Source organism: Thermoanaerobacter uzonensis DSM 18761, from assembly GCF_900129115.1.
Lineage (GTDB): Bacteria > Bacillota > Thermoanaerobacteria > Thermoanaerobacterales > Thermoanaerobacteraceae > Thermoanaerobacter > Thermoanaerobacter uzonensis.
The window spans coordinates 97,797-124,726 of record NZ_FQUR01000007.1 but is presented as its reverse complement, the minus strand read 5'-3'; the positions used below and the strand labels follow the sequence as shown (position 1 = coordinate 124,726).

28 protein-coding genes, 3 tRNA genes and 1 riboswitch are annotated in these 26,930 nt (G+C 34.0%); of the genes, 9 read left to right on the top strand and 22 right to left on the bottom strand.

Annotated elements, in window-relative coordinates; translation table 11 throughout:
• Positions 1-47: 47 nt before the first annotated feature.
• From csrA to BUB32_RS02250, 15 genes are all read right to left on the bottom strand, one after another.
• The gene (gene csrA / locus BUB32_RS02320; protein WP_072967122.1) at positions 48-275 is read right to left on the bottom strand and encodes a carbon storage regulator CsrA; all 228 of its coding nucleotides are present in this window, start codon (positions 273-275) and stop codon (positions 48-50) included.
• A complete protein-coding gene (gene fliW, locus BUB32_RS02315) occupies positions 256-708 on the bottom strand; it encodes a flagellar assembly protein FliW (RefSeq protein WP_072967420.1) in 453 nt (150 codons plus the stop codon). Before fliW ends, csrA begins: the two co-directional genes overlap by 20 nt.
• Positions 709-778: 70 nt before the next feature.
• Positions 779-1,336 carry a DUF6470 family protein gene (locus tag BUB32_RS02310; protein ID WP_072967121.1) on the bottom strand — a complete coding sequence of 186 codons (558 nt, stop codon included), beginning with the start codon at positions 1,334-1,336 and terminating at the stop codon, positions 779-781.
• 4 nt (positions 1,337-1,340) lie between these two features.
• Positions 1,341-2,231 (bottom strand): flagellar hook-associated protein FlgL, encoded by an 891-nt coding sequence (gene flgL / locus BUB32_RS02305; RefSeq protein ID WP_072967119.1) that lies wholly within the window; start codon positions 2,229-2,231, stop codon positions 1,341-1,343.
• A gap of 81 nt (positions 2,232-2,312) precedes the next feature.
• Positions 2,313-3,755, bottom strand: coding sequence for a flagellar hook-associated protein FlgK (gene flgK, locus BUB32_RS02300; protein WP_072967117.1), 1,443 nt, complete (start codon positions 3,753-3,755; stop codon positions 2,313-2,315).
• Positions 3,756-3,765: 10 nt separating this feature from the next.
• Entirely contained in the window at positions 3,766-4,242 is a 477-nt protein-coding gene (locus tag BUB32_RS02295; RefSeq protein ID WP_072967115.1) for a flagellar protein FlgN, read from the bottom strand.
• Between the two features lie 16 nt (positions 4,243-4,258).
• Entirely contained in the window at positions 4,259-4,534 is a 276-nt protein-coding gene (locus BUB32_RS02290; protein ID WP_072967113.1) for a flagellar biosynthesis anti-sigma factor FlgM, read from the bottom strand.
• Positions 4,535-4,594: 60 nt separating this feature from the next.
• A complete protein-coding gene (locus tag BUB32_RS02285; RefSeq protein ID WP_072967112.1) occupies positions 4,595-5,014 on the bottom strand; it encodes a TIGR03826 family flagellar region protein in 420 nt (139 codons plus the stop codon).
• A gap of 37 nt (positions 5,015-5,051) precedes the next feature.
• The gene (locus BUB32_RS02280) at positions 5,052-5,741 is read right to left on the bottom strand and encodes a ComF family protein (protein WP_072967110.1); all 690 of its coding nucleotides are present in this window, start codon (positions 5,739-5,741) and stop codon (positions 5,052-5,054) included.
• Between the two features lie 124 nt (positions 5,742-5,865).
• Positions 5,866-8,073 (bottom strand): SF1B family DNA helicase RecD2, encoded by a 2,208-nt coding sequence (gene recD2 / locus BUB32_RS02275; RefSeq protein WP_072967108.1) that lies wholly within the window; start codon positions 8,071-8,073, stop codon positions 5,866-5,868.
• 199 nt (positions 8,074-8,272) lie between these two features.
• Positions 8,273-9,460: a methionine adenosyltransferase gene (gene metK / locus BUB32_RS02270; protein ID WP_072967106.1), complete on the bottom strand. Its 1,188-nt coding sequence runs from the start codon at positions 9,458-9,460 to the stop codon at positions 8,273-8,275.
• Positions 9,461-9,521: 61 nt separating this feature from the next.
• Positions 9,522-9,626: riboswitch (SAM riboswitch) on the bottom strand.
• Between the two features lie 109 nt (positions 9,627-9,735).
• A complete protein-coding gene (locus BUB32_RS02265; protein ID WP_003866895.1) occupies positions 9,736-10,239 on the bottom strand; it encodes a rubrerythrin family protein in 504 nt (167 codons plus the stop codon).
• Positions 10,240-10,376: 137 nt separating this feature from the next.
• Positions 10,377-10,462 (bottom strand) — tRNA-Tyr (locus BUB32_RS02260).
• Between the two features lie 21 nt (positions 10,463-10,483).
• Positions 10,484-10,559, bottom strand: a tRNA-Val gene (locus tag BUB32_RS02255).
• Positions 10,560-10,563: 4 nt separating this feature from the next.
• Positions 10,564-10,639 (bottom strand) — tRNA-Pro (locus BUB32_RS02250).
• 336 nt (positions 10,640-10,975) lie between these two features.
• Here BUB32_RS02250 and BUB32_RS02245 point away from each other — a divergent pair.
• Complete coding sequence (locus BUB32_RS02245) at positions 10,976-13,339, top strand: phosphodiester glycosidase family protein (RefSeq protein ID WP_072967104.1); 2,364 nt, start codon at positions 10,976-10,978, stop codon at positions 13,337-13,339.
• Positions 13,340-13,381: 42 nt separating this feature from the next.
• Here BUB32_RS02245 and BUB32_RS02240 read toward each other — a convergent pair whose 3' ends face one another.
• Positions 13,382-13,999 carry a hypothetical protein gene (locus BUB32_RS02240; RefSeq protein WP_084726975.1) on the bottom strand — a complete coding sequence of 206 codons (618 nt, stop codon included), beginning with the start codon at positions 13,997-13,999 and terminating at the stop codon, positions 13,382-13,384.
• Positions 14,000-14,094: 95 nt separating this feature from the next.
• Here BUB32_RS02240 and yyaC point away from each other — a divergent pair, with 95 nt between their 5' ends.
• Positions 14,095-14,604, top strand: a complete 510-nt coding sequence (yyaC, locus tag BUB32_RS02235; RefSeq protein ID WP_072967099.1) for a spore protease YyaC — start codon at positions 14,095-14,097, stop codon at positions 14,602-14,604.
• Between the two features lie 2 nt (positions 14,605-14,606).
• Here yyaC and BUB32_RS02230 read toward each other — a convergent pair whose 3' ends face one another.
• The 5 genes from BUB32_RS02230 to BUB32_RS02210 form a co-directional block, all read right to left on the bottom strand.
• Entirely contained in the window at positions 14,607-16,046 is a 1,440-nt protein-coding gene (locus BUB32_RS02230) for a Gmad2 immunoglobulin-like domain-containing protein (protein WP_072967097.1), read from the bottom strand.
• 82 nt (positions 16,047-16,128) lie between these two features.
• A complete protein-coding gene (locus BUB32_RS02225) occupies positions 16,129-17,529 on the bottom strand; it encodes a HAMP domain-containing sensor histidine kinase (RefSeq protein WP_072967095.1) in 1,401 nt (466 codons plus the stop codon).
• Positions 17,530-17,539: 10 nt separating this feature from the next.
• A complete protein-coding gene (locus BUB32_RS02220; RefSeq protein WP_072967093.1) occupies positions 17,540-18,217 on the bottom strand; it encodes a response regulator transcription factor in 678 nt (225 codons plus the stop codon).
• 51 nt (positions 18,218-18,268) lie between these two features.
• On the bottom strand, positions 18,269-19,285 hold the full coding sequence (locus BUB32_RS02215; protein WP_072967091.1) for a LacI family DNA-binding transcriptional regulator: 1,017 nt from the start codon (positions 19,283-19,285) through the stop codon (positions 18,269-18,271).
• 317 nt (positions 19,286-19,602) lie between these two features.
• A complete protein-coding gene (locus BUB32_RS02210) occupies positions 19,603-20,424 on the bottom strand; it encodes a Cof-type HAD-IIB family hydrolase (RefSeq protein ID WP_072967089.1) in 822 nt (273 codons plus the stop codon).
• Positions 20,425-20,645: 221 nt separating this feature from the next.
• Between BUB32_RS02210 and BUB32_RS02205 the strand changes: the two genes are divergently transcribed.
• The 7 genes from BUB32_RS02205 to panD all read left to right on the top strand — a co-directional run bounded on the left by BUB32_RS02205 (position 20,646) and on the right by panD (position 25,615).
• On the top strand, positions 20,646-21,320 hold the full coding sequence (locus BUB32_RS02205) for a YetF domain-containing protein (protein ID WP_072967087.1): 675 nt from the start codon (positions 20,646-20,648) through the stop codon (positions 21,318-21,320).
• A 2-nt stretch (positions 21,321-21,322) separates the two neighbouring features.
• The gene (locus BUB32_RS02200) at positions 21,323-21,706 is read left to right on the top strand and encodes a DUF4363 family protein (protein WP_072967085.1); all 384 of its coding nucleotides are present in this window, start codon (positions 21,323-21,325) and stop codon (positions 21,704-21,706) included.
• A 72-nt stretch (positions 21,707-21,778) separates the two neighbouring features.
• Positions 21,779-22,543, top strand: a complete 765-nt coding sequence (locus BUB32_RS02195) for a tRNA (adenine-N1)-methyltransferase (RefSeq protein ID WP_072967083.1) — start codon at positions 21,779-21,781, stop codon at positions 22,541-22,543.
• A 197-nt stretch (positions 22,544-22,740) separates the two neighbouring features.
• Positions 22,741-23,631: a Rossmann-like and DUF2520 domain-containing protein gene (locus tag BUB32_RS02190; protein ID WP_072967081.1), complete on the top strand. Its 891-nt coding sequence runs from the start codon at positions 22,741-22,743 to the stop codon at positions 23,629-23,631.
• A complete protein-coding gene (panB, locus tag BUB32_RS02185) occupies positions 23,591-24,415 on the top strand; it encodes a 3-methyl-2-oxobutanoate hydroxymethyltransferase (protein WP_072967079.1) in 825 nt (274 codons plus the stop codon). Before BUB32_RS02190 ends, panB begins: the two co-directional genes overlap by 41 nt.
• A complete protein-coding gene (gene panC / locus BUB32_RS02180) occupies positions 24,412-25,287 on the top strand; it encodes a pantoate--beta-alanine ligase (RefSeq protein WP_072967077.1) in 876 nt (291 codons plus the stop codon). Before panB ends, panC begins: the two co-directional genes overlap by 4 nt.
• Positions 25,262-25,615, top strand: a complete 354-nt coding sequence (panD, locus tag BUB32_RS02175; RefSeq protein ID WP_072967076.1) for an aspartate 1-decarboxylase — start codon at positions 25,262-25,264, stop codon at positions 25,613-25,615. Before panC ends, panD begins: the two co-directional genes overlap by 26 nt.
• A gap of 18 nt (positions 25,616-25,633) precedes the next feature.
• Here the strand turns inward: panD and BUB32_RS02170 are convergent, their stop codons facing one another.
• Positions 25,634-26,917: an L-cysteine desulfidase family protein gene (locus BUB32_RS02170; protein ID WP_072967074.1), complete on the bottom strand. Its 1,284-nt coding sequence runs from the start codon at positions 26,915-26,917 to the stop codon at positions 25,634-25,636.
• Between the last annotated feature and the right edge of the window lie 13 nt (positions 26,918-26,930).

Below are 26,930 nucleotides of genomic sequence, written 5' to 3'. Positions count from 1 at the left end.
TTCATCTTTTGTTTACACTATTTATATCGATATATTTTTAATTTACTTTAGCGTTTTTTAATAAAATTTTCTATTTTACTCAAAGCTTCTTTGTTTACAGATGCAGCTTTTAAGTTTTCGTCTTTGATTTCTATAAGCTCTTTTCTTAAAACAGATATGTTTTTTGGCGCAGTAACCCCCAATTTTATTTGACCATCGTCAATTTCTAATATTCTAATTTCTATATCTTCCCCTATAATTATGGCTTGACCTACTTTACGCGTTAGAATAAGCATTTTTGAGTTCCTCCAATATTGGATGTTTTATGAGGTATTCGCCATTGTCAAGAATGACTTGTTTACCTTTGTTATTTTTAGCATTTATAATTATAGGTGCTTTTAGGTTTGCTGTCATTTTTTCTATTTCATCGGGGATTACTACAATTACGTATATGAGAAGGTGGTTCACATCCTCTATTTGAAGAGCTTGTATTAATTCTTCATCAATTTCAAAGGTATAATTAGGCTTAAAAACTCTAGGGTCAATAACTACAAAAGCTATATCTGTATTATCAATTGATTGAAGCCATTTAAAAGGCATGTTTTCTTCGTTGTCAGTAATTATTAAAAAATTGTGTAAATTTTCAAAACCTGGTATTCCTTCTTCAAAGTAAATGACGTCTTCAGGATTGTATTCTATGATGCCAAAGTTTTTTGTATTTATTTGCATAATCAGTTCCTCACTTTCATATTCGGGTTTTATAGGTATTCCTATAGGAAAAACAGGAAAACAATAAAAGCTAAACTGTTTTATCAAAATTGTTTCCCACATATTCTATTTTTATTGAAGGATATTCCCTCATATAAATATTTATATGTCCTGGTATTGCAGATATTTGAGGCTTATGTGGTATCGCTCTTACTTCTGCACCGCCTAACTGCCAATTTATTCTTAAATATCCGTCAAACCATATTTTAGGTCGTGACTCTGGCATTAAGCCAACATTGAAGTCTATATCCTGAATCAGCACTTCTTCACTTAATTTTACAATTGCATCTTGATGGTTTTCTATTGATGCAAGTGTATCTCCATCTTCAGCAATTTTTCCTATTGCTTCAAGAGCTATTTGTTTGCTCATCTGGGCTTCATCATGGACAAGGTCAAAAATACTTTTAAGCCCTGATTCATAAAAACACTGATACTGATCTATATATACTTGAGGAAGTTTTTGGTCTATTTTCATTTTTGCAGGTATTTGCTTTATTTCAAGGTCTGCTTTTGGACTTTCTATAGAAATTTGGGCAGGAGTGGTTTTTATACCTATCCTGCCAAAAGTTTGATGTATCACTATACTCATATTATCACCTTAAAAAGTCTATGAGACTGGGCTGCATAATACGAGCTCCTGCGGCTAAAGAGGCTCTATACACATTTTCATCCATTTTGAGATTTGTAATAACTTGTGCCAAATCTGCATCTTCATTTTTTGAAAGAAGCGCTGTGAAATTGTAGTTATCATCTTGGAGCCTATTCTTTATAAGGTCAATTCTGTTTGATTTTGCACCCACTTCTGCTCTTACTGCCAATACATTTTCCATCTGCTTATCCACATCAACTATTAAATTGCTTACAGCCTGATGATCTCCCGAGTCTAATGCATTTTTCAGATTATCCATCACAGTAAGAAGTTGAGAGGTTCCTCCAGATACATCAAAAACTTTATCTCCCGTCACATTTACAGCTATCTTATTTCCCCCAGCACCTACTTCAAACTCTATTACACCATTATCGCCACTATAAGAATTATTGGTCTCACTAAAAGGCTGTGTAGTAGTTTTAAAACCTGCAAATATATATCTTCCATTGTATTGAGTATTTCCTACTTGTATCATCTGCGCTTTTAACTGCTCTATCTCGTTAGCTATTTTTTGCATATCCTCTTGAGTCAAAGTCCCATTAGATCCCTCAACTGCTAATTCTCTCGTACGCTGCAATAGGCTACCCAATTGATTTAAAGCAGTATCAGTTATGTCCAACCAGGATTTTGCATCATCAGCATTTTTGGTATAAGCGTCGTTTCTTGTCATATCTGTTCGAATACGCAGGCTTGTAGCTACTGCAACAGGGTCATCAGAAGGCCTTGATATTCTTTTGCCTGTAGATAACATGTTTTGATTTTTTTGTAACCGTTCAAGGTTGTTGTTGTAGTCATTCAAAAAATTCGTTATAAGCATGCCATCAGTAACTCTCATTTTTTACACCTGCCTTAGTCAAATACTGTATGGTATCCCTCTTTGGTATGAGATCCTCCGGCTTCACCACAAGATGACATATTATCTCCCTACAATGCCCATCCTATTTATAAGAGTATCTAAAAGTTCATCCATGGCTGTTATCACTCTTGCAGAAGCAGCATAGGATTTCTGATACTTTAACATGTTTGTCATCTCTTCATCTAAAGATACGCCAGATACCGATTGTCTGTTTAAATCAATTTGTTTTACCATGACTTCTTGATTTTTTTGCATTAAATTTGCTTGCTGTGCATCCACTCCAAGATTTGATATTAATGACCTTGCAAAGTCATCAAATGTGGCTCCATTTAGTACCGCATTACCTTGATCCCTTAAAGCAATAAGCTTTAATGCATTTGTGTTATCGCCCGGAAGAGTAGCCGTACTTGATGCAGCAGCTATTTTTTGCAAGCCATTTGAATCGAGAATAGCTGAATCCACTTTAATTAACTGAGCATATTTAACTCCAGAGTCATATGGATCTGCAAAATCAGTGAAAAGCGGTGTACCATTAGAACCGTCAAGCCCATAACCTGCTTTATGTACTTCATTTATTGCATGTGCTACACTATACGCTAATTTATTCCATTCACTTATATAATAGGGTACTCCTTTTATTCCGTTGGTGCCATCTCCATCTCTCATATCCAGTAAGCCTTTTAATATACCACTTGAAGGGTTTACAGGTGCTCCTGTTAAATCCCATACCACATCACCTGTATTATTGAGACTCATCGTAAATGCAGTTGACCCATCTACCAAAGCTTGTCCAGCTATATCAATTCTGAAATTTTTATTGGAGTCTTCATAGGTGGTGATGTTGACAAGTTTGGAAAGCTGATCAACAAGGATATTTCTCTGGTCTCTTAAGTCATTTGCTGTCTGTCCGGTAAGTTCAAATCTATATATTTCATTGTTTAATTTGCTTATTCTGTCGGCATAAGAATTTATTTCTGCAATTCTACTTTGTATGGTAGAATTCAATTCGTTTAATTTATCATAAAGATGCTGATATACAGTATTAAAAGTATCAGCAAGGGCAATAGCTCGCTCTCTAACTTCCGCTCTTACCGTCAAACTTTCTGGATTCTTGGATAATTCTTGAAGGGAATTAAAAAAGTCATTAAGCACTGTGTTTATTCCGCTATTTGAAGGTTCGTTAAATATATCTTCAACAGCAGCTAAAACCTGCGCTTTTGTTTCCCATTCACCCAAAAATTTATTTTCCCTTCTGAATTGGTTGTCTAAAAATTGATCGCGGATTTGTCTTATATCCTGTATTTTTACGCCTTCTCCTATGGCTTTTCCCCATTGGTCATACATACCAAAAGTAGTGGGTGGTGCAATTGAGGCCATATCTACTACTTGACGAGTATACCCAGGGGTATTAGCATTAGCAATATTGTGTCCAGTGACATCCAAAGCCTTTTGGCTTACAAACAATCCTGTCTTTGCTATTTCTAATCCTTGAAAAGTAGACATTTTCATCCCCCTATGCCTTTTTATCAATTAGGCTGGTGTATCTTTTTATATTGCCATTATTTTCATAAACGCCATCATCACTTTCTAATGCACTTGATATTGTTTGAATAGAATAATTTATATATTCTAACGCTTGCTCAATTAAAGCAACATTTAATTTGTTTCTTTCTTCAAGTTCTTTTAAAATATTCGTCAGATTGTATTTAATATCTTTTAGGTTTTCTGCTTCTTCTGAAGAAATTGATTCTATCAAGTCGGTCATTGTCATTTTGCCTTCTATATCAATCTTCTCCAATATATCCTCTCTTTGTTCTTCTAATTCCATAAGTTTTTTTATAAGTTGCTTCTCTATTTGAACTATTTCATCTAATTCTTTTACTTTTCCTGCAATTATAATATCAGTTTTTTTTATTGCTAAGTCTAATAAAACTTTGTAAATTTCTGTTTCTCCCCTTAATACATCTAGAAGCTTTTGGCTATTAGCCATTGCCAGCACACCCTTTTTAAATTTTTTTATTCAACAATATTCCCTTAAGAATAGCATCCGCCACATCTTCAGCTTTTACATTGTAAGTTCCTGCATTAAGCATTGACTTTATGTTTTCAATCTTTTGATTTTTAATCTTTTCAAATTCATTTGAACTTTGTGCAAGTTTAATTGCTTCTTCTGATATCTCAACTTTATCCTTCATTTCCGCTTCCTTGCTACTAACCTTTCCTACCGGATCCACTCGATAAAGTGACATCATTTTTTCAATATTATTATTATAAATTTTCATTTTTAACACCCCCGTACTACTAGTAATATCGACTTAATAATTCAAAAGTTTAATATAAAATCATTTTTTCTTTTTTTTGTTGTTTTCATAAACGTACAGCCTTTCTCCTGTTTGTTTTTCTTCTTCTTTGTCATCGGATTGAATCGAATAGCCTTTCATTAGTTCCTTAGCTAATTTGGTTTTGCACTCTTCACAAAACCTACCTGTAAGTATTGGTTTACCACATTTTTCGCACTTAAGACCTATATTGACGTTATTAGAGGTTAAAATAAGCCTGCCTTCCTTTAAAAAATCCATTATTTTCTTTATAGAAACCTGTGTATTTTGAGATATTTCCAGCATGGTAGCTGAAGGGTGAGCATCTAAATAATCACGCACTTTCATAAAATCTTCTTCATCCTGTCTATAACACTCTGGACATAAATCAATTCCTGTATACGTGTAAAGCCTTCCGCACCTTTTACAATTTCTTATTTCCATTTCTTTTCATCCCCTTTTTGATACTTCAAACTCCCCATCACATATTTTTGCCAGTTGCTACGGTAGCCACATATACTTCTTTTGCCCAATTTTCTTTTAAGACTTTGGCACACTCGTCCAAAGTAGCACCTGTTGTCAACACGTCGTCTACCAGTAGCGCATTTTTCCCAACAATAGTATCTTTGTAAGTCACTTTAAAAGCACCCTTTACGTTATCTATCCTCTCTTCTTTGTGCAAAGCAGTCTGTGTTGTTGTATTTCTCACTCTTCTTAAAGCTTTAGACATAAAAATATTCAACCGATAAGAAAGTTCTCTTGCCAAAAGTTCTGACTGATTGTAACCTCTTTCGTCAAGTCTAATTTTGTGAAGAGGAACAGGTACTATGACATCGATAGGCCAGTCCATTTTTTTAACTGCATCAGCCATATAGTCTGCAAAAAAAGGTGCTAATTCTCTTTCTTTGAAATATTTGAACCGCCCTATTAAGTCTTTTACAACACCATCGTATTCAAAAGGACTTATATTTTGTTTAAATTCATGGCCATGCTCTAAGCAATCAGGGCATGTTCCTTCATAGTCTATTGGTTTACCACAAATATTACACCTATTACCCTCAATAAATTTTAATGTACTTTTGCATTTGTCGCATAAATATCCTGTTTTTATAGCAGTTTTACAAATAATACAGGTTGTTTTTGGTGGAAATAAAAGGTCTAAAAAAATCATTTTTATTGCCCCTTATTGCAATTCACTTTTCTTTTATATTTTATATCGGCATTATTAAATTAAAATTAATTAAAAAATTATCATTTTACAGCAAATTTTCCTCTATTTTGTGTAAAATCGTAATTTAGTTTACATACAAAAGTGCTTTTTTAAGCCTTGAAAGGAGCCCTGAATATCTTTTTGAGATTTTATTGTTATCAATCATAAATTGCAAATATTTCTCTTGGCCCACCAAAATAACCAATTTTTTTGCCCTTGTAACGGCAGTGTACAAAAGGTTCCTTGTAAGTAGCATAGGGGGTCCATAAGTAATTGGCATTATGACAACAGGAAATTCACTGCCTTGGCTTTTGTGTACTGTTATAGCATAAGACAAATTCAGTTCATTCAAATCAGAAGAGTCATAAGTGACAAATTTTTCGTCGTCAAAATATACAGTCAATTCCTGTAATTCTTCGTCTATTGATTGAATTATTCCTATATCTCCATTAAACACTCCTTCTCCTTCTTCAGCGCCTTTTTTCCATTTTATCTTGTAGTTATTTTTTATTTGCATCACTTTATCCCCCACTCTGAAAACAAACTCCTTCAATATTTTTTCGGCTTTAGTTTTGTCGTGGGGATTTAATGCTTTTTGTAACTCCAAATTTAAATTGTGAACACCAATTATCCCTTTTCTCATGGGAGTGAGTACTTGAATATCATTAATAGGATGAAATCCATAAGCTTTAGGAAGTCTGTTTATAACAAGTTCCAATATGGTTTTTAATATATCCTCTTGGGTGTTGGCATTTATAAAAAAGAAATCGCTGTTTTTATCGTTATAGGTGGGATATTCTCCGTTATTTATCTTGTGAGCATTTACTACTATCAAGCTTTGCTTTTGTTGTCTAAAAATTTCTTTTAACCGTATCACTTTTACTATGCCACTGTCTATTATATCTCTTAGGACATTTCCAGCTCCAACAGATGGAAGCTGATCAGCATCCCCTACTAAAATCAGTTTTGCCCCTATAGGTAGGGCTTTTAATAAAGCATTCATAAGCAATATATCTACCATTGAAACTTCGTCAACTATTATAACGTCGTATTTTAATGGGTCTTTTTCATTTTTGTTAAAGCCCTTCCCTTCTTCCTCCGAATAAGTATATTCTAAAAGCCTATGAATAGTTTTTGCCTCTTTTCCAGTAGCTTCCGTTATCCTTTTTGCGGCTCTTCCTGTTGGGGCTGCAAGAGCCACTTTTTTACCAGCTTTTTCAAAAATACGTATTATACAATTTATTATCGTAGTCTTTCCTGTGCCTGGACCTCCCGTTATGACAACAACAGAATTTTTAATAGCTTCTTCTACAGCCAATTTTTGATTTTCTGCCAACAAAATACCTGTTTCTTTTTCAAAATTTCTAATTTCTTTTTGGACATCTATGCCTAAATCTTCATTTTCCATTAGTGTCATGTTAAACAATCTCTCTGCCGTGTGTAATTCAGCCATATAGTAAGGTATATAGTAAATTCCTACAGTATCATCTTCAAAAGTTTCAATATGTATTTTTTCATTTTGTACTAAAAGCACAAAAGAATCTTCTACTTCTTCTTCGCTTACTTCTAACAAACTTGCTGCTTCTTTTTTTAACAATTCTTTTGGCACATAGGTGTGACCATTTGCCGCATATTGCATCAAAACATATCGAGTACCAGAAGATATGCGATATAGAGAATGAGGGTCAACTCCTAGGCTCTCTGCTATTTTGTCTGCAGTTTTAAATCCTATTCCAAATATATCGTCAGCCAATCTGTAAGGGTTTTGCTTAATAATTTCAATCGCGTTGTTTCCGTATTCTTTATAAATCTTTATAGCCATTGCAGTAGAAATACCGTACCCCTGCAAAAATACCATCACTTCTTTTATGCCCTTTTGCATTTCATAAGCTTCACAAATTCTTTTTATTTTCTCATCGCTTAGACCTTTTATTTCTTTTAATCTTTCTGGTGCAGTTTCAATTATATTTAAAGAATCAACACCAAACTTTTTTACAATTTTTCTTGCTGTAATAGGACCTATTCCAGGAATTAACCCAGAAGATAAAAACTTTTCTATTCCCTCTAAAGTGGTGGGAGCCAAAGTTTCATAATTTAAAACCCTAATTTGCTCTCCGTAATCAGGATGTTCTACCCATTCTCCTTCAATTTTAATTCTTTCCCCAATGTTTACATAAGGCATATAACCTACAGCAGTGACTACTAAACCTTGGGTACTTAATTCTAAAACCGTATAACCATTTTGTTCATTTCTAAAAATTATTTCTTCAACTACACCTTCCATGTCAATCATAACCGATTCTCCTGTTTTAATTCTTTTCTTTATTTAATTTTACCTTATATTTAAAGCAAATTAAAGCCAATTCATTTCTTTTTTTCAATTTTTGTGGTATAATTAAAGGTAGCGAAGCGTTTACAAAGCATAAATTCTATGGCATTAAAAAAAGATATATAAAAAATGCCATAAGCCCGGGGTTACCCGGGCTTCAAATTTATATTCCTGCCAATTTTCTTAATATATCTACTTTGTCTGTTTTTTCCCATGAGAGGTCTAAGTCGTGTCTTCCAAAGTGGCCATAAGCTGCAACTTGTCTATAAATAGGTCTTCTCAAATCTAAATCCCTAATTATAGCTGCAGGTCTTAAATCAAAAACTTGTTTTACAATTTCCGAAATCTTTTCATCTGGTATCTTGCCTGTGCCAAAAGTATCAATACCTATTTCAAGAGGTGTAGCAACACCTATCGCATAAGCTAATTGCACTTCACACTTATTAGCAAGTCCTGCTGCCACAATATTTTTTGCCACATATCTTGCAGCATAACTTGCGGATCTATCAACTTTTGTAGGGTCTTTACCAGAAAAAGCTCCGCCCCCGTGCCTTGCATATCCGCCATATGTGTCTACAATAATTTTTCTTCCTGTAAGTCCACTATCACCTTGAGGTCCACCAATTACAAATCTCCCCGTTGGATTTACAAAAATTTTAGTCTTATCATCTATCATATTTTCAGGAATTATGGGTTTTATTACATGTTCAATAATATCTCTTTCAATAGCATCATGGTCAATCTCAGGTGCATGTTGAGCTGATACTACAACAGAATCTACCCTCACAGGCCTGTCATCTTCATACTCTACTGTTACTTGTGTTTTACCGTCTGGTCTTAAATAGCTTAATGTCCCATCTTTTCTAACTTCAGCCAGTCTTCTCGCAAGCTTGTGAGCCATCATTATAGGCATAGGCATTAATTCTTCTGTTTCATCACAAGCAAAGCCAAACATTAAGCCTTGATCTCCAGCACCAATAGCTTCAATTTCCGAATCTGAAAGTTCTCCTCTTTTAGCTTCTAATGCCTTGTCCACACCGAGGGCAATATCAGGAGATTGCTCATCAATAGAAGTGATAACTGCACAAGTGTCGGCGTCAAAACCGAATTTTGCTCTTGTGTAGCCAATCTCTTCTACTACTTTTCTCACTACTTTTGGTATATCTACATAGCACTGGGTAGTAATTTCCCCCATTACCATGACCAAACCAGTAGTCACAGCTGTTTCACAAGCAACTCTGGCATAGGGATCTTTTTTCAAAATTTCATCTAATATTGCGTCAGAAATCTGATCGCAGATTTTATCAGGATGTCCCTCAGTAACAGATTCAGATGTAAACAGTTTACGCATTTTATCTCTCTATTCCTCCTTAAAAACAAAATAAAACCCCTTCTAAAAGAAGAGGCACACACCCTCATCTTTCAGAAGCATGCTTCTGAGAGAATTAGCACCTTGTCCTATAGGACAGGTTGCCGGGTTTCATCGGGCTCTTTCCCTCCACCTCTCTTGATAAGAGCATGTTATTAAATTTTCTGATGTCTACTATAGCACACTTTATCTACTATGTCAAATATTTTTGCATCAAAAAAGAGCATGCCAAAACATGCTCTTTTTTGAAATTGTATTTAAAATGCTACAAATTTTTCTCCAGGAACTCCACATACAGGACATTTTTCTGGCAATACATCAACAGAGGTATATCCGCAAACAGGACATATGTAAACTTTTGATATCTTTATATCTTCTCCTTTTAATGCTGCTTCTTTTGCTTCAGTGTACAATTTTGCATGTATTTTTTCAGCCTCAATAGCATAATGTATGCTTTTTTTAGCTCCAGATTCCTCTTGAAGTTCTGCAACAGCATTATAAGCAGGATACATCTCTTCTACTTCAAAGGTTTCCCCTTCTATAGCTTTTTCAAGATTCTCTACTGTATTCCCTACTTCTCCAAGAGTTTTGTAGTGATTTGTAGCATGTACCAATTCAGCATAGGAAATAGCCCTGAAAAGTCTTGCAATATTAGGTTTGCCTTCTTTTTCAGCTACATCAGCAAAAATTTGATATCTCATGTGAGCTTGGCTCTCTCCTGCATAAGCTTCACTAAGGTTATGTCTTGTCATTTCTCTCATAAAAGATTCCTCCTTAATTAAATTTTTATTAATAAATAATTATTTTCTTTTTCAAATAATATTATACTACACTTTTTTACCATGTCAAGATATTTGAAGGAGAAAAATAAAAAAAGACCCTCCGGTCTTTTTTTCAATGGTGGAGGGAGATGGATTCGAACCATCGAAGGCGACAGCCAACAGATTTACAGTCTGCCCCCTTTGGCCACTTGGGTATCCCTCCACAATATTTAATTTTTGAAAATGGTGGTCGCAATAGGACTCGAACCTATGACCCCCTGCTTGTAAGGCAGGTGCTCTCCCAGCTGAGCTATACGACCACAATGGTCGGGATGGAGGGACTTGAACCCCCGACCCCATGCTCCCAAAGCACGTGCGCTACCAACTGCGCTACATCCCGACATCAGTGACGAAATAAATTATAATAGAAAAAATGAAATTTCACAATAGGCATAGAAGCTTAAAAATGGCCGTTTTATTGATTTATCGCTTTTAATCTTTAAATTTTTTAAGAATACGTCATATTTTAAACTTATTAATTTAAAATGTAAGTAAATAATTTCTTTAATTTCCCCTTCAAGCTGATAAGCTTACTGTTTCAACTTTATTTACGCGGCAAATAATAAATATTAACCAAATATTTATGTTTTTGTAATACACCTGTAATAATACGATGGTACAATTAACCTGAAAAGAAAACATACGTAAAATACAAAAAACACCAGGAGGGATACGATTGAGAATTAAAAAAATATTATCTTTATGCATCAGCTCTCTTCTACTATTTTTAGCTTTTCCAATGCAAAATGTAAAGGCCGATACATATACAATCCTTGAGGCAAAAGAATTTGCACAAAATTTAAGTAAAGGAGTAGTACATAAAAATATAATCTATTTTACGACTGAAGGATGGATAAACATTAACGTGTTAAAAGTGGACTTAACTGATAAATATACTGATGTATCAGTAATTTTCAATCCTACTGGCATAAAAGATAGAATGCCAGTGCGTGAAATGGCAAATTCTTATGGTGCTGTGGCTGCTGTGAACGGCGATTTCTTCGATACAAAAACAGGATTCGTAATAGGAGCAACAGTAAAAGATGGAAGGTTAATAACAGACCCTTCAAATGAGAGTAAACTGGCCACTTTCTCCATTGACGCAAATGGAGTTCCCTCTATAGAATATTGGTCAAAAAGTATGTCCGTTACTCTTCCAAACGGCACGAAACTTCCTCTTGCCGCAATAAATAAAATAAGCAATACTTTTGAGTATTTAGTAATGTACACAAGGGATTGGTTTACAACATCTCCGGGAGCAAATGAAAATGTACCTCAATTGGTAGAAGTCATTGTAGATGAAAATGACAGAGTATTAGAAGTGCGTCAAGGACAGCCTTCTGTCGAAATACCACAAGGCGGATATGTGTTGGCTGGTGCAGGTTATGTAGGTGAAAATTTACTCACTTTAAAGCCAGGAGATATAATACAAAAAGACATAAATACAAATCCTCCCTTTCAAAATCTCAAAATGGCTGTAAGTGGCGGCACAATCCTTGTAAAAGACGGAAAAATTGCGCCTTTCACTCATGAAATAAAAGGCTACACAGCACGAACAGCAATAGGCTATACTCAAGACAAAAAATATTTGATCATCGCCACTGTTGACGGTACTTCAAGCCGTGGAATGACACAAACAGAAATGGCAAATTTAATGATATCCTTAGGTGCATATGATGCTTTAAACTTAGACGGTGGCGGGTCAACACAAATGGCAATAAGACCAATAGGGGATACTGACGCTAAACTTGCAAATTATGCTCCTGAAGGCTATGAAAGAAAAGTAGCAAATGGAATAGGAATATTTAACACAGCTCCTAAGGGAAATCTATACGCTTTAAAATTAGAAGTATCAGATACTAACGTGTTTAAAGGACTTCACAGGACAATTACAGTTAAAGGATACGATGAAAATTACAATCCTGTCATAATTAATCCTGAAGAAGTTTTGTTTTCAGTAAGTGGAATTACTGGAGTATTTAGTGGTAATGCTTTTATGCCAACAAGCGTAGGAGAAGGTGTTATAACTGCAAGAGTAGGAAATGCTATTGGGACTATCAAAATAAATTCTCTTGACAAACCTGTAGACATACGATTTAATCCAGCTAATATAGTCGTTGATAAAAACAAAGCAGTACCCATAACAGTCACTGCAAAGAACATAAAAGGCTACAGAGCTTTAATAGAACCGCAAGATATTACTTGGGATGTTTATAACAACATTGGCAATATAGATAACAAGGGAGCATTTATATCCTCTAATTTTGATGCGAGTGGTGCACTTGTCGCAAATATACTGGGAGAAAAAGCCATTTTACCCGTTAGAGTAGGACAAGGTTCAGAATTTGACACGTCAATACTTCCTAAAGTTACAGAGTTTACACAAATAGACCCAGCTAACAAAGAAGCGCCTGTGAAAAATACTTCTAATTCTTTTAAATTTATGGTATTTGGTGATACAAAATACAATACCCTTTTGAAGTTGCAAATATCTTTAAAAGCGGCTGATATTGCAAACAAAGAATACCCCCTGGCTATATTTTTAGGAGATATAGATGAAAAAGTTTTAAATAATTTGAAAGTTAAATACATTACCACCAATGAGAAGTATGAGGTATATAATTATAACAATTCAACATTTATTGCCCTTAACAATCGCAGTGGAAGTCTTTTAAGTCCTGATAAAAACCAATGGACTTGGTTTAAAGAACAGCTCAGCAACGTAAAAGGAGATAACCTTTTTGTCATACTTCCTAAACCAGTATGGGGAAGTGATGGTTTTAAAGACGTAAAAGAAGCTACTTTATTTGAAGAGACTCTAAAAGAATTTAACAAAAATACAGGTAAAAATGTGTGGATTATATATAACAGCAAAAGCAAGTTTTACACTACTTTAAATGATGAAATAAGATACATCACAACTTATGGTACAGACGTAGAAGGCAATACAAATGACATATACAATGACTTTGGTTTTATTTCTGTAATGGTAAACAGCAAAGAAATAAACTATCAGTTTAAAAATCTTATAAATAAATAAATTTAACGAAATTTAAAACCCCTTCTAATTTTAAGGAGGGGTTTATTTTTTTGCAAAATATTCATTTGCTATTTCTACAAGGTACCTAACATCTTCAGAGGAAAGCTTATTTTTCAATATTTCCATTATTTTGTCATTATCCTTTTGTGTCAAGCCCTTCTGAGCTATTTTCATAATTTCGTTCATATCCTCTGCTCCTAATTTAAGGATAATATTCATTACTTTGATTTTTTGTAAAGGTTCCATCTCATTTTGCACTTGTAAAATCTTTTCTGGAGTAATTATTATGTTGTTATCGCCACTATTTTCCTCTTGCGTTTTTTTGTTATTTCCCAAATCATAAACTTCTCTGTTTTTTTGTTTAAGCAGGTCCTCTAATATTTTCTCTTTAAAAATCCTTACTTTCCTGGCGTTTTCACTTCTTTGATTTCTTTTTGCCATTTCTTTTTCTTCTTTATCTACTTTATCTACTCTTGAACTGGCAGTTTGCTCTTCTTCACAAACCCTCTCATTTTCTTTCGTAAGCTGGATTTCATTTTTATCCCGCAAATTTTGTTGAGAGAAATAAATAGGTTCTTCAAACTTTGTCTTCAACATAAACATAGTAGTAAAAAGAGCAATCACAACAATCAAAACCAAATATAATCCTAGTCTCTTCAATATCAGTCATTCCTTTCAATTAATATTGCATATTCTTATTATTGCTTGCCATAAAAATTTTAATTCAACTTATTTGTAAAGGAGGCTATTTATAGATGGATGAATTAAGGCTTAAATATGACGACTCAAATGCAATTTATTTTATATCAAATTTTTTAAGTACATATTTAAGTCCTAATTCAATTTTTTTATGTATTGGCACAGACAAATTTATAAGTGATTCCTTAGGACCTATCGTGGGAAATCTGTTATCAAAATCACTTCCACCAACCTACTTTGTTTACGGCACCTTAAAATCTCCAATCCACGCTATGAACCTAGAAGAGAATATGAAATACATAAAAAAGAAGCATCCTAACAGTAAAATTATAGCTATAGATGCTTCTTTAGGAGACAAAGAAAGTATAGGAAAAATCTCAATAAAAAAAGCCCCACTGTACCCTGGAAAAGGTGTGGGGAAAATGCTGCCTCCTGTTGGAGATATTTCAATAGTAGGTATTGTCGATGTATATGACTCAATTCCTCTAAACTCAGTAAGATTAGGATTTGTATTTGACATAGCCGAAGTAATTGCCAAAAGCATCCAATTGTCCTTGAAATACTGAATTCACTTAAGTTTTAATGGAATAGAAACGAGGTTTTGTACAGAACCATCTTTAGGGCTTAAAGAGAAGACCTGAAGAATACCGTTTTGAGGCTCTTTTAAAGGTTTATAAGAGATTATAGCTTCAAAATCTCCCCAAGAAGGAGCAGCAGCAGTAGCTTGTACAAAAGTCTCACTTATGACATTCCCACCGCTGCCAACAAGCCTTATATTTACATTTCCCTCAAATACTCTCGCTTTGCCTATTACTTTAAAAGGACTTGTCACCACATTGTTTCTGACTGGGGACACTACTTTTATATTTGGTTCATAAGATATGTTACTTCTATCAGAAACTATTATAGCCCTTGCTTCTTTATCTTTATTCAATATTATACCCAACTCATCTCCTATTTTTATTTCCGCAAAGTTCATGTCCCTTTCTGCATACTTAAATCCTCCTTGGCTGTCATAGCCCACTTTCGCTTGAAAATGTATAATAGCATCAGGCAATACCTTTATATCCGGCCCTACTTGATTTCTTACATCCTGAGAGTCCTGGTATTCTCTTTCAATTGTTATAATCCTGTTTTCATAATCGATAGCCTTCACTATACCGTATATAAAAGATTCTCCTTTAAGAGGGTTTGCTTCAGGTATTTGAGTAAACTTGGCTTTAACATTGTCTATAACCCAAATATAGTTACTTCCTTTACCAAGGGGCTGAACCAATGTTATGTTATACATTTTATTATCGTGTATCGCCTCTACATAAGCTACACCATTGTTTTCATCTTTTAAAGTCAAATCATCTTCACTTCCAATCCCTATTATCCCGCCTTCTTTTCTAAGGAGTTGAATAGGGTCAAAACGCCATGTTTCTTTTCCTAAATCTGCTCTTTCCTGTAATTTCTTTATCCTATCTGGGTTATTATATACCTCTCCTATTAAGACTATTCTTTTTAAAGGTTCTAAACCTATTTTGTATTTTCCTACCGCGTCAACTTTATTTCCTTCAACTAGTATTTGAACACTGTCAACTCCGGGTATATCGGTCAAAGAATTTATGAGTGCAGCAACTCTTAATTTGTCTATTTCTTCATCTTCACTATCTTGTAAAAATTCTTTGGATAAATTTACAAAAGCAGTTCCGTCCTGTAATTCTATAGAGATTAGCTTTGTCCCACTGGGAAATACCGGTTTTGCATATTCATCTGTCGGCCCTTTAATCATTTCAGTTACAACTTGCTTTAAAACATCAGAATCCTTAGCAATAAGTCTTTTTTCTAAAATAAGTCCATTCATCTTATCATTTAAAAAATAAAGAGAAATCTCTCTGGACACGTCTTGTACCGTAGGCTTTGGATTTATAGGGGCATTTTCATTATTGCTATTAACTCTCGCAAAGCACCCCGACAACGTCAAAATAAATAAGCCTATCAATACTAGGGCAATTTTTTTCACTTTTATTCCCTCCCTTTAGTTTAATCTTACTATACTTTTGTTACACAAACATTAAATAAACATAAAAAAATCATTAAAAAACTTAATTAGTTTTCTTTTTGGGCAGGGAAATTTTAAATACTGTTCCTTCTCCTACTTTACTTTCCACTGTGACTTTGCCTTCATGGATATCTATTATCTCTTTAGCAATAGCAAGCCCTAAGCCAAAACCACCACTTTTTTTAGACCTTGCAGTATCTCCCCTTGTAAACCTGTCAAATATTTTGGGAAGCGTTTCTTCACTTATACCAATCCCATTATCCTTTATCGTAAGGTAAATATTGTTTTCATCTTCTTCTAAACCTACTATCACATTTCCTCCATGATGAGTATATTTTATCCCATTTTCTACAATGTTATAAACCATCCTATAAAACCTGTCGGGATCAACTTCTGCAAAAACATTATTCTTTCCTTTAAATTCAAGGTTTATTTCTTTCGCTTTTGCAAGAGGAAGAAGACTTTCTATTACATCTAATATAATTTCACTAATCTCACTTTTTCTAACTTTTACCGTTTTAATCCTATCCATTCGTGCTAATTCTAACAGGTCATTTACCAATCTTGTCATCCTATCCAGTTCTCCATCCACATCCCTCAATATTTCTTTATAAAATTTTATATCCTGATTTTTACTATTTATGAGAGATTCTATCAAAACTTTTACAGATGCCAGAGGAGTTTTTAGTTCATGAGAAGCATCTGAAACAAATCTTTTCCGCTCTTCATCTATTTTCATTAAATTGAAACTCATCTTATTAAAAGCATTAGCCAATTTCCCAATTTCATCATTGCTTTTTGCCTCAACTTTATAGTCTAATTTCCCTTGAGATAAAATATTTGCTGCTTCTGTTAATCGTTTTAAAGGATTAGTAATGTAAGAAGCCACTAAAAGGCTTAAAAGGCTTACCAAAAATCCAATACCTGTAAAAGTATATATCATGCGATATTTTATAGAGTTTAACAGGTTAATTATGTCATCTATAGAAGAAGATATAAGTATTGCCCCTACTACATTGTTTTTTGCTATAACGGGGACTGCAGTATACATTGCCCAACCTACCCCATTTATGTCATGAATACTTGTAGAACCCTTACCATTTAAAGCCTCTTTTATATCGCTGTAATCCTTTATTACTTTTCCTTCAAATTCTTTTGAAGAAGCAGAATCCACCAATACTTTTCCATTTATATTAGTAAAAAGTATTCTTGAACTTATTTGTTTTGCATACTCCATTATAGTGGGCTCAATCAAATAAGAAGAAGAGGTACCTACAAATCTTGATACAAAATTAGATACCATATTGGCTTGCATTAAATTATTGACTCTGACATTGTCTAAATAGCTTTTTTCAATATAACGGTAAAGATAAAACCCAGTTAATGCCAATGAAATTATTAAAATTATCAAATATAAAGAAAAGATTTTCCACCTTAAACTCATTTTATCACCTTTACTTCATATAGTATCCTGCACCCCATTTGGTGAAAATATATTGAGGATTTGCAGGGTCATCTTCAATTTTCTCTCTAAGTTTTCTCACATGCACTGTAACAGTATTAGTATCACCGTAAAAATCAAATCCCCATATCAAGTCTAACAATTTATCTTTTGTATAGACTTTCCCTGGATTAGAAGCTAGCAACACTAAAATTTCAAATTCTTTATTTGTAAGCTCAATTCTCTTGCCTCTCTTGTAAGCCGCTCTTTCTGTAATATTTATATAAAGTTCTCCTCTTCTTATTTCGTCTTTCCTTTTAGTATAAGGATTTGTAGCTCTTCTTAAAAGTGCTCTTATTCGCGCAATAAGCTCTCTAGTATTAAAAGGTTTCGCTAAATAATCATCAGCTCCTATTTCTATCCCTACAATCTTGTCAATATCATCTCCTCTTGCAGTAAGCATAATTATGGGAATATTTGAAAAACTCCTTATCTCTCTACATACTGAAAAACCGTCTAATTTAGGAAGCATAATATCTAAAATTACAAGGTCATAATTTCCCAAACGGACCTTATCAAGCCCCTCCTCTCCATCGTAGGCAGTATCAACTTCAAACCCTTCTTCTTCTAAAGAAAGTTTTAAACCTTTTACAAACATTTCTTCATCGTCTATAATCAACAATTTTTCCATCTAACCCCTCCTGACACCAGTATACCATAATAATTTACAAAAAAAATAGCCTTAACGGCTATTTTTTTCTTCTCCAAAGCCAGTAGATTCTCTTACAATCAACTGATGAGGCAAAATAACATGCATTTCTTCAATAGGTTCTTTTGCCAAAAGCTTAGTTAAAAGCCTCATGCTCACAGCCCCTATGTCATATGCAGGCTGTTGGATTGTAGTAATGGTAGGTCTAAATATAGTAGAAATATAAGTATTGTCAAAACCTACTACATGAATGTCTTCTGGTACTTTGAGATTTGAGTCAAATATGGCGTTTATGGCAGCAGCAGCCATATCATCTGATGCTGCAAACACTGCATCTACATTGTATTCCAAAAGCTTTAGCATAGCTAAATACGCTTTGCGAGTTTTAAACTCTCCTTCCACTACTAATTCAGGGTCATATTTTATGCCGTGTTCTTCTAAAGCTTTTTTGTAACCTTCAATTCTTTGAAGCCCTCCTATAGGGTCATGCATAGGGCCTGAAATTAAACCTATTTTCTTATGCCCTAAAGAAATCAAATATTTTACGGCGTCGTATGCGGCTTTTTCATTGTCAATCATAACACTAGGAAATCTCTTATCTTTGTCCTGAGTACCTGCCATCACCACTGGTACACCAAACTCGTTAAATGTTTGTATAACACTATCCCTTACAATATCCCCCATAAAGATAATCCCGTCTACTTGCTTTTCTCCTAATATTTCTATATATTTGACTTCTTTTTCCTCTTTTTGGTCAGTGTTACACAAAAATATGTTATAATTATACATCGCCGCAATATCCTCTATCCCTCTAACTACCTCAGGATAGAAAGCACTAGAAATATCCGGAACTATAAGACCTATAGTATGAGTCTTTTGGATCTTTAAACTGCGAGCTAACGCATTAGGCTTATATCCCGTCTTTTTTATAGCCTCTAATACTCTCTGCCTCGTCTCGTCTGTAACAACAGCACTGTTATTTAAAACCCTAGAAACCGTAGCAATCGAAACCTTTGCTTCCCTCGCCACATCTTTTATCGTTGCACTCATAGCACATCACTCCCAGGATTAATCGTTTTCGCTTTATGTTATTTTACTTTTTAAAAAGAATTTTGTCAATAGATTTTTTCAATTTTTTTCATTCATTTTCATGAATTTTTTTGACTGACTCATCTTTTAACTCTCTTTTTTGTTCTTTTTCGCAAAATAGAGGCAAAAAAGAGAATAACATATATAAAATCCCAACAAATATAATAACCAAGCTGATAAATTTTATAACAATACCTTCCATGGCCATCACCTAAATAAAAAAATATATTACCGCCTTCGCGGTAATATATTTTATTCCCTTTTGTTTAAACTTGTTACTATACAGCTACTGTCTTTTTATTTAAGAAAAATTTATCTATTACATGAGCAACTCCATCTTCATCATTTGATAAAGTTGTATAATCCGCTTTTATCTTTACAATGTCAGGAGCGTTACCCATAGCTATTCCCAATCCTGCATATTCTATCATTGACAGGTCATTTAGATTATCCCCAATTGCCACTACCTGCTCTCTTTTTATACTGTACATATTGGCAAGAGTTTTTAAAGCATTTCCCTTGCTTACTCCTTTTGCATTAATCTCTAAATGCCCTCCTCCAGAACTAGAAATGGTCAATCTTTTTGAAATTTCGTCGTAAATTTCTGCATCAATAGAAATAGGATTTTTAATATCATTTAACGCATAGATCTTAGCCGTTACACTGCCAGTCTTTTTAAGAAATTCCTCCAGATTCCCCACCGCATTTACAGTAACATTGTTAAAAGAAAGATACCACTCTACTCTATCAGTTATTTCTTCCACGTATAACTCATCATCAATATAGAGGTTAATATGGTATCCACTTTCTTTTAACAATCTTATTGCAAATATTGCATCTTCTGTCTGTATAGGGCTGTAATAGTACACCTTTTTAGTATAAATATCTTTTATTAAAGCACCATTATAAGAAATCACTGGAGCATTAATATTAAGCTCATGAGCATAAGGTAGGATAGAAGAAAACATACGTCCAGTAGCAATAGTAAAAATGACTCCCCTTGAAATCACCTCTTTTATTGCTTCTTTATTTTTATCAGAGATTTCAGAATTGCTATTTAACAAGCTCCCATCAGCATCTGTGACAAAAAGTTTATACATATTCTTCAACCCCTATTTTTTATTTATCCCTCCTCTATATTATAACAGTTTGTAAATTTACATACTATATCATAAATTGTTATAAAACGTTACCATTGAAAATTTTACATTACAAAAAGTTTTTTAACAAAGTTTTATGAGAAATATTGAAATAAATGTAAATGAATATTTTCAAAACCCTCCAACAATACTATATATGAAGACTTAGAAAGGGTGACATTATGTTAATACTGTTTTTCCGTACCTTAATTTTATACGTTCTGGTAGTAATATTTATGAGAATTTCAGGGAAACAGCAAATAGGACAGCTTCAACCCTACGAGTTAGTTGTAGCAATCATGATAGCAGACTTAGTAGCCATCCCTATGCAAAATAAAGGGATTCCTCTTTTATCAGGCATTATACCTGTCTTAACACTTCTAGTTTCACAACTTTTTTTATCTTACTTATCAATGAAGAGTTTAAGGGCAAGAGCTATAATTTGTGGCACACCTACTATTTTAATTGAAAAAGGAAAAATTCTAACATCAGAGCTCCAAAAAGAACGCTACAATATAAATGACCTTTTGGAAGAATTGAGAGTAAAAGGTTACCCTAATATAGCCGATGTGGAATATGCAATACTTGAAACAAATGGTAATTTAAGTGTGATACCAAAAAGTGACAAGAAACCTGTTACTCCTCAAGACTTAAATTTAACTCCTCAATATGAGGGATTGCCACTTCCTATAATAATAGACGGAAGAATTATGCATCAAAATATGCAGAAAGCAAGTATTGACATGGAATGGTTAAATGAACAGCTCAAAATGTGGAAAATACAAAATGTCAAAGAAGTACTTTTTGCCTCTTTAGATGCCAACAAAGTTTTGACTGTTTACAGAAAGGAAGGTTAAATGTGCGATATGTAGTTCCTTTGATGATATCTATTGTTATTTTCGTCCTATTTTTAGATATTATATCTTTTAAATACCTTGATAAAACCTCTGAAAATTTAAATAAAATGCTGACAGCAGTACAGCAAAACATAGAAAAAGAACATTGGGAAGAAGCAAAAAAAAACATTGAAAAGGCAGAAAAAGAATGGAAAAAGATAGATAAAAAATGGGCAATTATAATAGAACATAGAGAGATTGATGAGATAGAAATAAACATGGAAAAGTTAAAAAGTTATGTAGAGACGAAAAACAAAGATTTAAGCATGGCACAGCTTAAAGCTATTAAAATGTTGATAAGGCATATACCTCAAAATGAAAAACCGATTCTTGAAAATATCCTTTAATCTATAACTTTATAAAACAATGTGTTATAATATAGGCATAAAAACCCTTTTAAAAGAAAGGGGGAACAAATTGTGGAATCGCGAATAACTACAAAACGCGTAATAATAGGGCCAGATAATTTTAAAAAAGTAATCGATCTATCCTCTCCCTCTAAAATAGGACTACCAAAAGGTCAAATTGATACAGATTTTTTGTCCCAAATAAAACCCGGCAATAGCTTTGAAGTACAAGGGATAAAATATCACGTACTTAACTGCGATACTTTTGACTACATAATGCACTCCTTAAAGCGCCAAACACAAATTGTCTATCCAAAAGAGGGAGCTTACATAGCAATGCGCCTTGACATTTTTCCAGGCAAAAGAGTAGGTGAAGCAGGAACAGGTTCTGGAGCTTTCACTGTATACCTCTCTCGCGCCGTGGGACCGTATGGAAGAGTATATACATATGAACAAAGGGAAGAATTTTATAAGCTTGCACAAAAAAATCTCAGCGAATTTTTAGAATTTGACAATGTCATTATATACAATAAATCTATAAATGATGGAATCAAAGAAAGAGATTTGGACGCATTTTTCTTAGATGTTAGAAAACCATGGGAAGTTTTAGAAGAAGTAAGAAAAGCCCTAAAACCTGCAGGACACTTAGGAATATTAGTTCCCACTATAAATCAAGTATCTGAAAGTTTGACTGCACTTGAAAAAAATGGGTTTTACATTTCAGAAGTCAGTGAAATTATGCTTAGGAAATATAAATTAATCCCTCAGCGGTTAAGGCCAGAAGACCTGATGGTAGGTCACACAGGTTATCTCATTTTTGCAAGGAAGCTAGAATAGTAATTGTCTTTATTGACTACAAAACCCCATTGTGCTATTTTAAAAGTGGTGGTATCTTCATAGAACCACACACTCCATAAAAACTTAATAGGGCTTATATGCCCCGCCAGGATCACAAGACCGGGACGGGAAATAGAAGATTTACCTTCCCATCCGTGGAAGGTTTTTTGTCTTAATTAAAGAAGGGGGGAAAATTATTGAAAATTGGATTTGTCGGGGCTGGCATTGTAGGAACAAGCCTCGCTTTTTTGTTATCACAAAATGGTATTAATATTTCAGGTTTTTTAAGCAGGAGTTTAGAATCAGCCAAAAAATCAGCTGAATTTACACAATCCAGCGTCTTTTCTTCTTATGAAGAGGTCATCACAAATTCTGATGTAATTATAATAAGCACAAATGACAACAGCATACCAGAAGTAGTAAATAATTTAAGTCAGTACAAGGAAATGCTTAAAGAAAAAACTTTTGCTCATTTAAGTGGAGCTTTAAATTTAGAAGTTTTAAACCCTCTTAAATATGAAAATAATTTTATCATGGTATTACATCCTATACAAACGTGCCCCTCTGTATCATCAGCTTTAGAACTTCTTCCAAAATCCTATTTCACTTTAGAAGGGGATGAAAAAGCAGTTGAAATTGGAAAAGAAATTGTAAATAAAATATCAGGTAAATACATAGTTTTAAACAATATAGTAAGACCCCTTTATCATGCCGCTTGTGTTGTAGCCTCAAATTACCTTGTAGCTCTTTCAAAATTTAGTTTGATTCTTCTAAAAAAATCAGGTTTTCCTTTTGAAAATTATCCTGATGCCTTAATCCCTTTAATGGAGGGAACTTTAAAAAATATAAAAGAAAAAGGCACAACTGATGCTTTGACAGGTCCTATAGCAAGAGGGGATGTAAATACTGTAAAACTTCATCTTGAAAATATAAAAGATCCAAGTCTTGAAGAGCTTTATAAAAGTTTGGGTAAATTAACTCTTGGAATTGCTTATGAAAAAGGAAGTTTTAACAATGAAAAATATTTTGAATTGGAGGGTATATTGAATGGAGGAAAAAGTAACAACTTTCACCCTAAGGAAATTTAAGAAAGAAGGAAGAAAGATTGTAGCTTTAACTGCTTATGACTTCCCCACAGCTAAAATCCTCGATAATTGCGGAATTGACATGATTTTAGTAGGAGATTCCCTTGGAATGGTGGTTTTAGGATACCAAAGTACAATACCTGTCACAATGGAGGACATGATACATCACACAAAAGCCGTTTCAAGGGCAGTAAATCGTGCCTTTGTAGTTGCCGACATGCCTTTTATGTCATATCACATATCAAAAGAACAGACTATGGCAAATGCTGCAAGGCTTATTGCAGAAGGCGGAGCTCACGCCGTAAAGTTGGAGGGCGGAGAAGAAATAGCTTCCATAGTCAAAACCATAGTAGATGCAGGAATACCGGTGGTAGGCCATCTCGGACTTACTCCTCAATCAGTACATCAATTAGGAGGATATAAAGTCCAAGGCAAAGAAAAAGAAAAAGCCAAAAAAATTTTTAACGATGCAAAAGTATTAGAACAAGCCGGCATATGTGCTCTGGTGCTTGAGAGCATCCCAATGGAGCTTGCAAAAGACATTGCAGAAAATATTTCAGTTCCAACTATTGGAATAGGAGCAGGTCCTTACTGCGATGGCCAAATCCTCGTCACCCATGATATGTTAGGTATAACACAAGGTCATAGGCCTAAATTTGTAAAACAATACGCAGATATTGAAAAAATAATGATAGAGGGCATAAATACCTACATTAAAGAAGTACAACAAGGTTTATTCCCAGATGAAGAACATTCTTTTACTTTAGAAAAGAGGGAGAATAAATGATAGTAATAGATAAAATTAGTGATGTAAGAAATATAATTAAAGAACAAAAATTGTCAGGTAAAAAAATTGGACTTGTACCTACAATGGGATATTTGCACGAAGGCCACTTGTCCCTCGTAAGAATTGCAAAAAATCATTCAGATTTTGTAGCTGTAAGCATATTTGTAAATCCAATTCAATTCGGACCTAATGAAGACTTTGATAGATATCCTCGAGACTTGGAAAGGGATTTAAAACTTCTTGAAAAAGAAGGATGTGACCTTGTTTTTGCTCCTTCTGTAGAGGAAATGTATCCTTCTGAACTTCTCACGACAGTAAATGTAGATAAAATCACTGATAAACTTTGTGGAGCTTTCAGGCCCGGGCATTTTAAAGGTGTCACAACAGTTGTGGCAAAATTATTTAACATTTTTACACCTGACATCGCAGTTTTCGGACAAAAAGATGCCCAACAAGTTGCAGTAATAAAGAAAATGGTGGAAGACTTAAATTTCCCTGTAGAAATAATTAAAGCGCCTATTGTAAGAGAAGTTGATGGTTTAGCAATGAGTTCAAGAAATGTCTATCTAAATCCTGAAGAAAGAAAAGCAGCTTTAATACTTTCGAAATCTTTAAAAGAAGCTGAAAAATTACTTCTAAATGGCGAAAAAAATGCTAATACTATAATAAAAAAAGTAAATGAAGTCTTAAACTCAGAACCTTTATGCAAAGTGCAATATGTCTCCTGCGTTCATCCTGATACATTAGAAGACTTAACTTATATAAAAGATAAAGCACTTATTGCAATAGCTTGCTTTATTGGGACAACAAGGCTTATAGATAATATATTGTGGGAGGAAAAATATAATGCAAAGGTTTATGATGAAATCTAAAATACACAGAGCAATTGTAACAGAGTCCAACTTAAATTACCAGGGTTCTATAACAATTGATAAAAATTTAATGGAACTTGCTGATATATTGCCAAATGAAAAAGTACAAGTTTTAAACATCAACAACGGTGCACGATTTGACACTTACGCAATAGAAGGCGAAAGAGGCTCAGGTACAATATGCATAAACGGCGCAGCAGCAAGACTATGTCACACTGGTGATTTGATAATAATTATTTCTTATGCCATGATGGAAGAAGATGAGGCAAAAAATTATACTCCTAAAGTTATTTTTGTAGATGAAAACAATAGGCCTTTGAAAAAATAAAAGACATAGGCAAAAAGCCTATAATCTTTTATTTTTTTCAAGCATTATATCTAAAATAACTTCGTCTGCTTGCGCCATCCCTTCCCTGCTTAATCTTCCCAAATTTTCAATAGTGTCTTCAGCAGTTTTTCCTATTATTCCATCACTCGCTTCTATTGAAACTCCTCTTAAAGCCAGATAAGCGGCAGTTATTGCTTTTCCTGTTGAAGTAGTTAGTTTAAGGGCACAGCCTCCTTTTGCTCCATCACACACCATACCTGCCAAATCACCTATTATATTTTTTATAACAGCTTCTATTGCCCTATCATCGCCACCTAATCCCCACACAATCGAAGCTCCTGCTCCTACTCCAGCTGCAATAGAGCAACCGCATATAGGGCTCAATTTTCCTGTATATTCTTTAATGTAATAAGTTACAAGATGACTTAACGCAACAGCCCTCAGTAATTTATCCTTTGTCCAATTATTCTCTTGTGCCATAACTGCTAAAGGAATTATTGCTCCTATCCCATGGTTTCCGCTCCCTGCGCTGGACATTACAGGTTCTTTTATTCCACTCATTCTTGCATCTGCAGCTGCTGCCGATAACATTTTTGCTCTATTTATAACATTATCATCTAATAATCCTTCTTCCATCAAATCTTTTAAAGTAGCTCCAACTTTTAGGCCTAATCTGTTTTTTAATCCGAGTTCTGCAACTTTTAAGTTCATATTTACTCCATCCATCAAAAACTCCAGCTCTTCTACAGGTATTTCTAAAACTTTCTCTCTTATTTCTTTTATAGTCCATCCACTTAAACTGGCTTCCTCTTCTTCTTCAGTCTTAGGCTGCTGCCAGATTAATTCATCATTGTGATAAATAGCAGTAAGATTGGTATGTCCTCCTTCAACGATTACTCTTACTTTTTCTTGAAGTGATTTCACTTCACAATCTATATAAATCCCGTGTAATTTTTTATTTGCTGTTACCTGAACCCTACCTTCTTCTACTAATTTTCGGGCTTTCTTTACATCCTCTTCTTTTACGCCTTCTAAAACCTCCAAATCTTTATTAGGATCGCCTGATATAGCACCTAAAGCAGCAGCTATTTCTAAGCCTCTCTCTTTTGTACCGGGTATGCCTACAGCCATACCGTTTTTGTATAAATTTAAACTTACAATTATATTTATTTTTTCAACACGTCCTTTTAATTCTCTACAAGCTTTAGCAACTGCCCATGCAACAGCTACCGGCTCTGTACAACCAAGAGCCGGTTTTACCTGCTGTTTTAAGACGCGTAAAAGATACTTATAATCCTTCATACTATTTCACTTC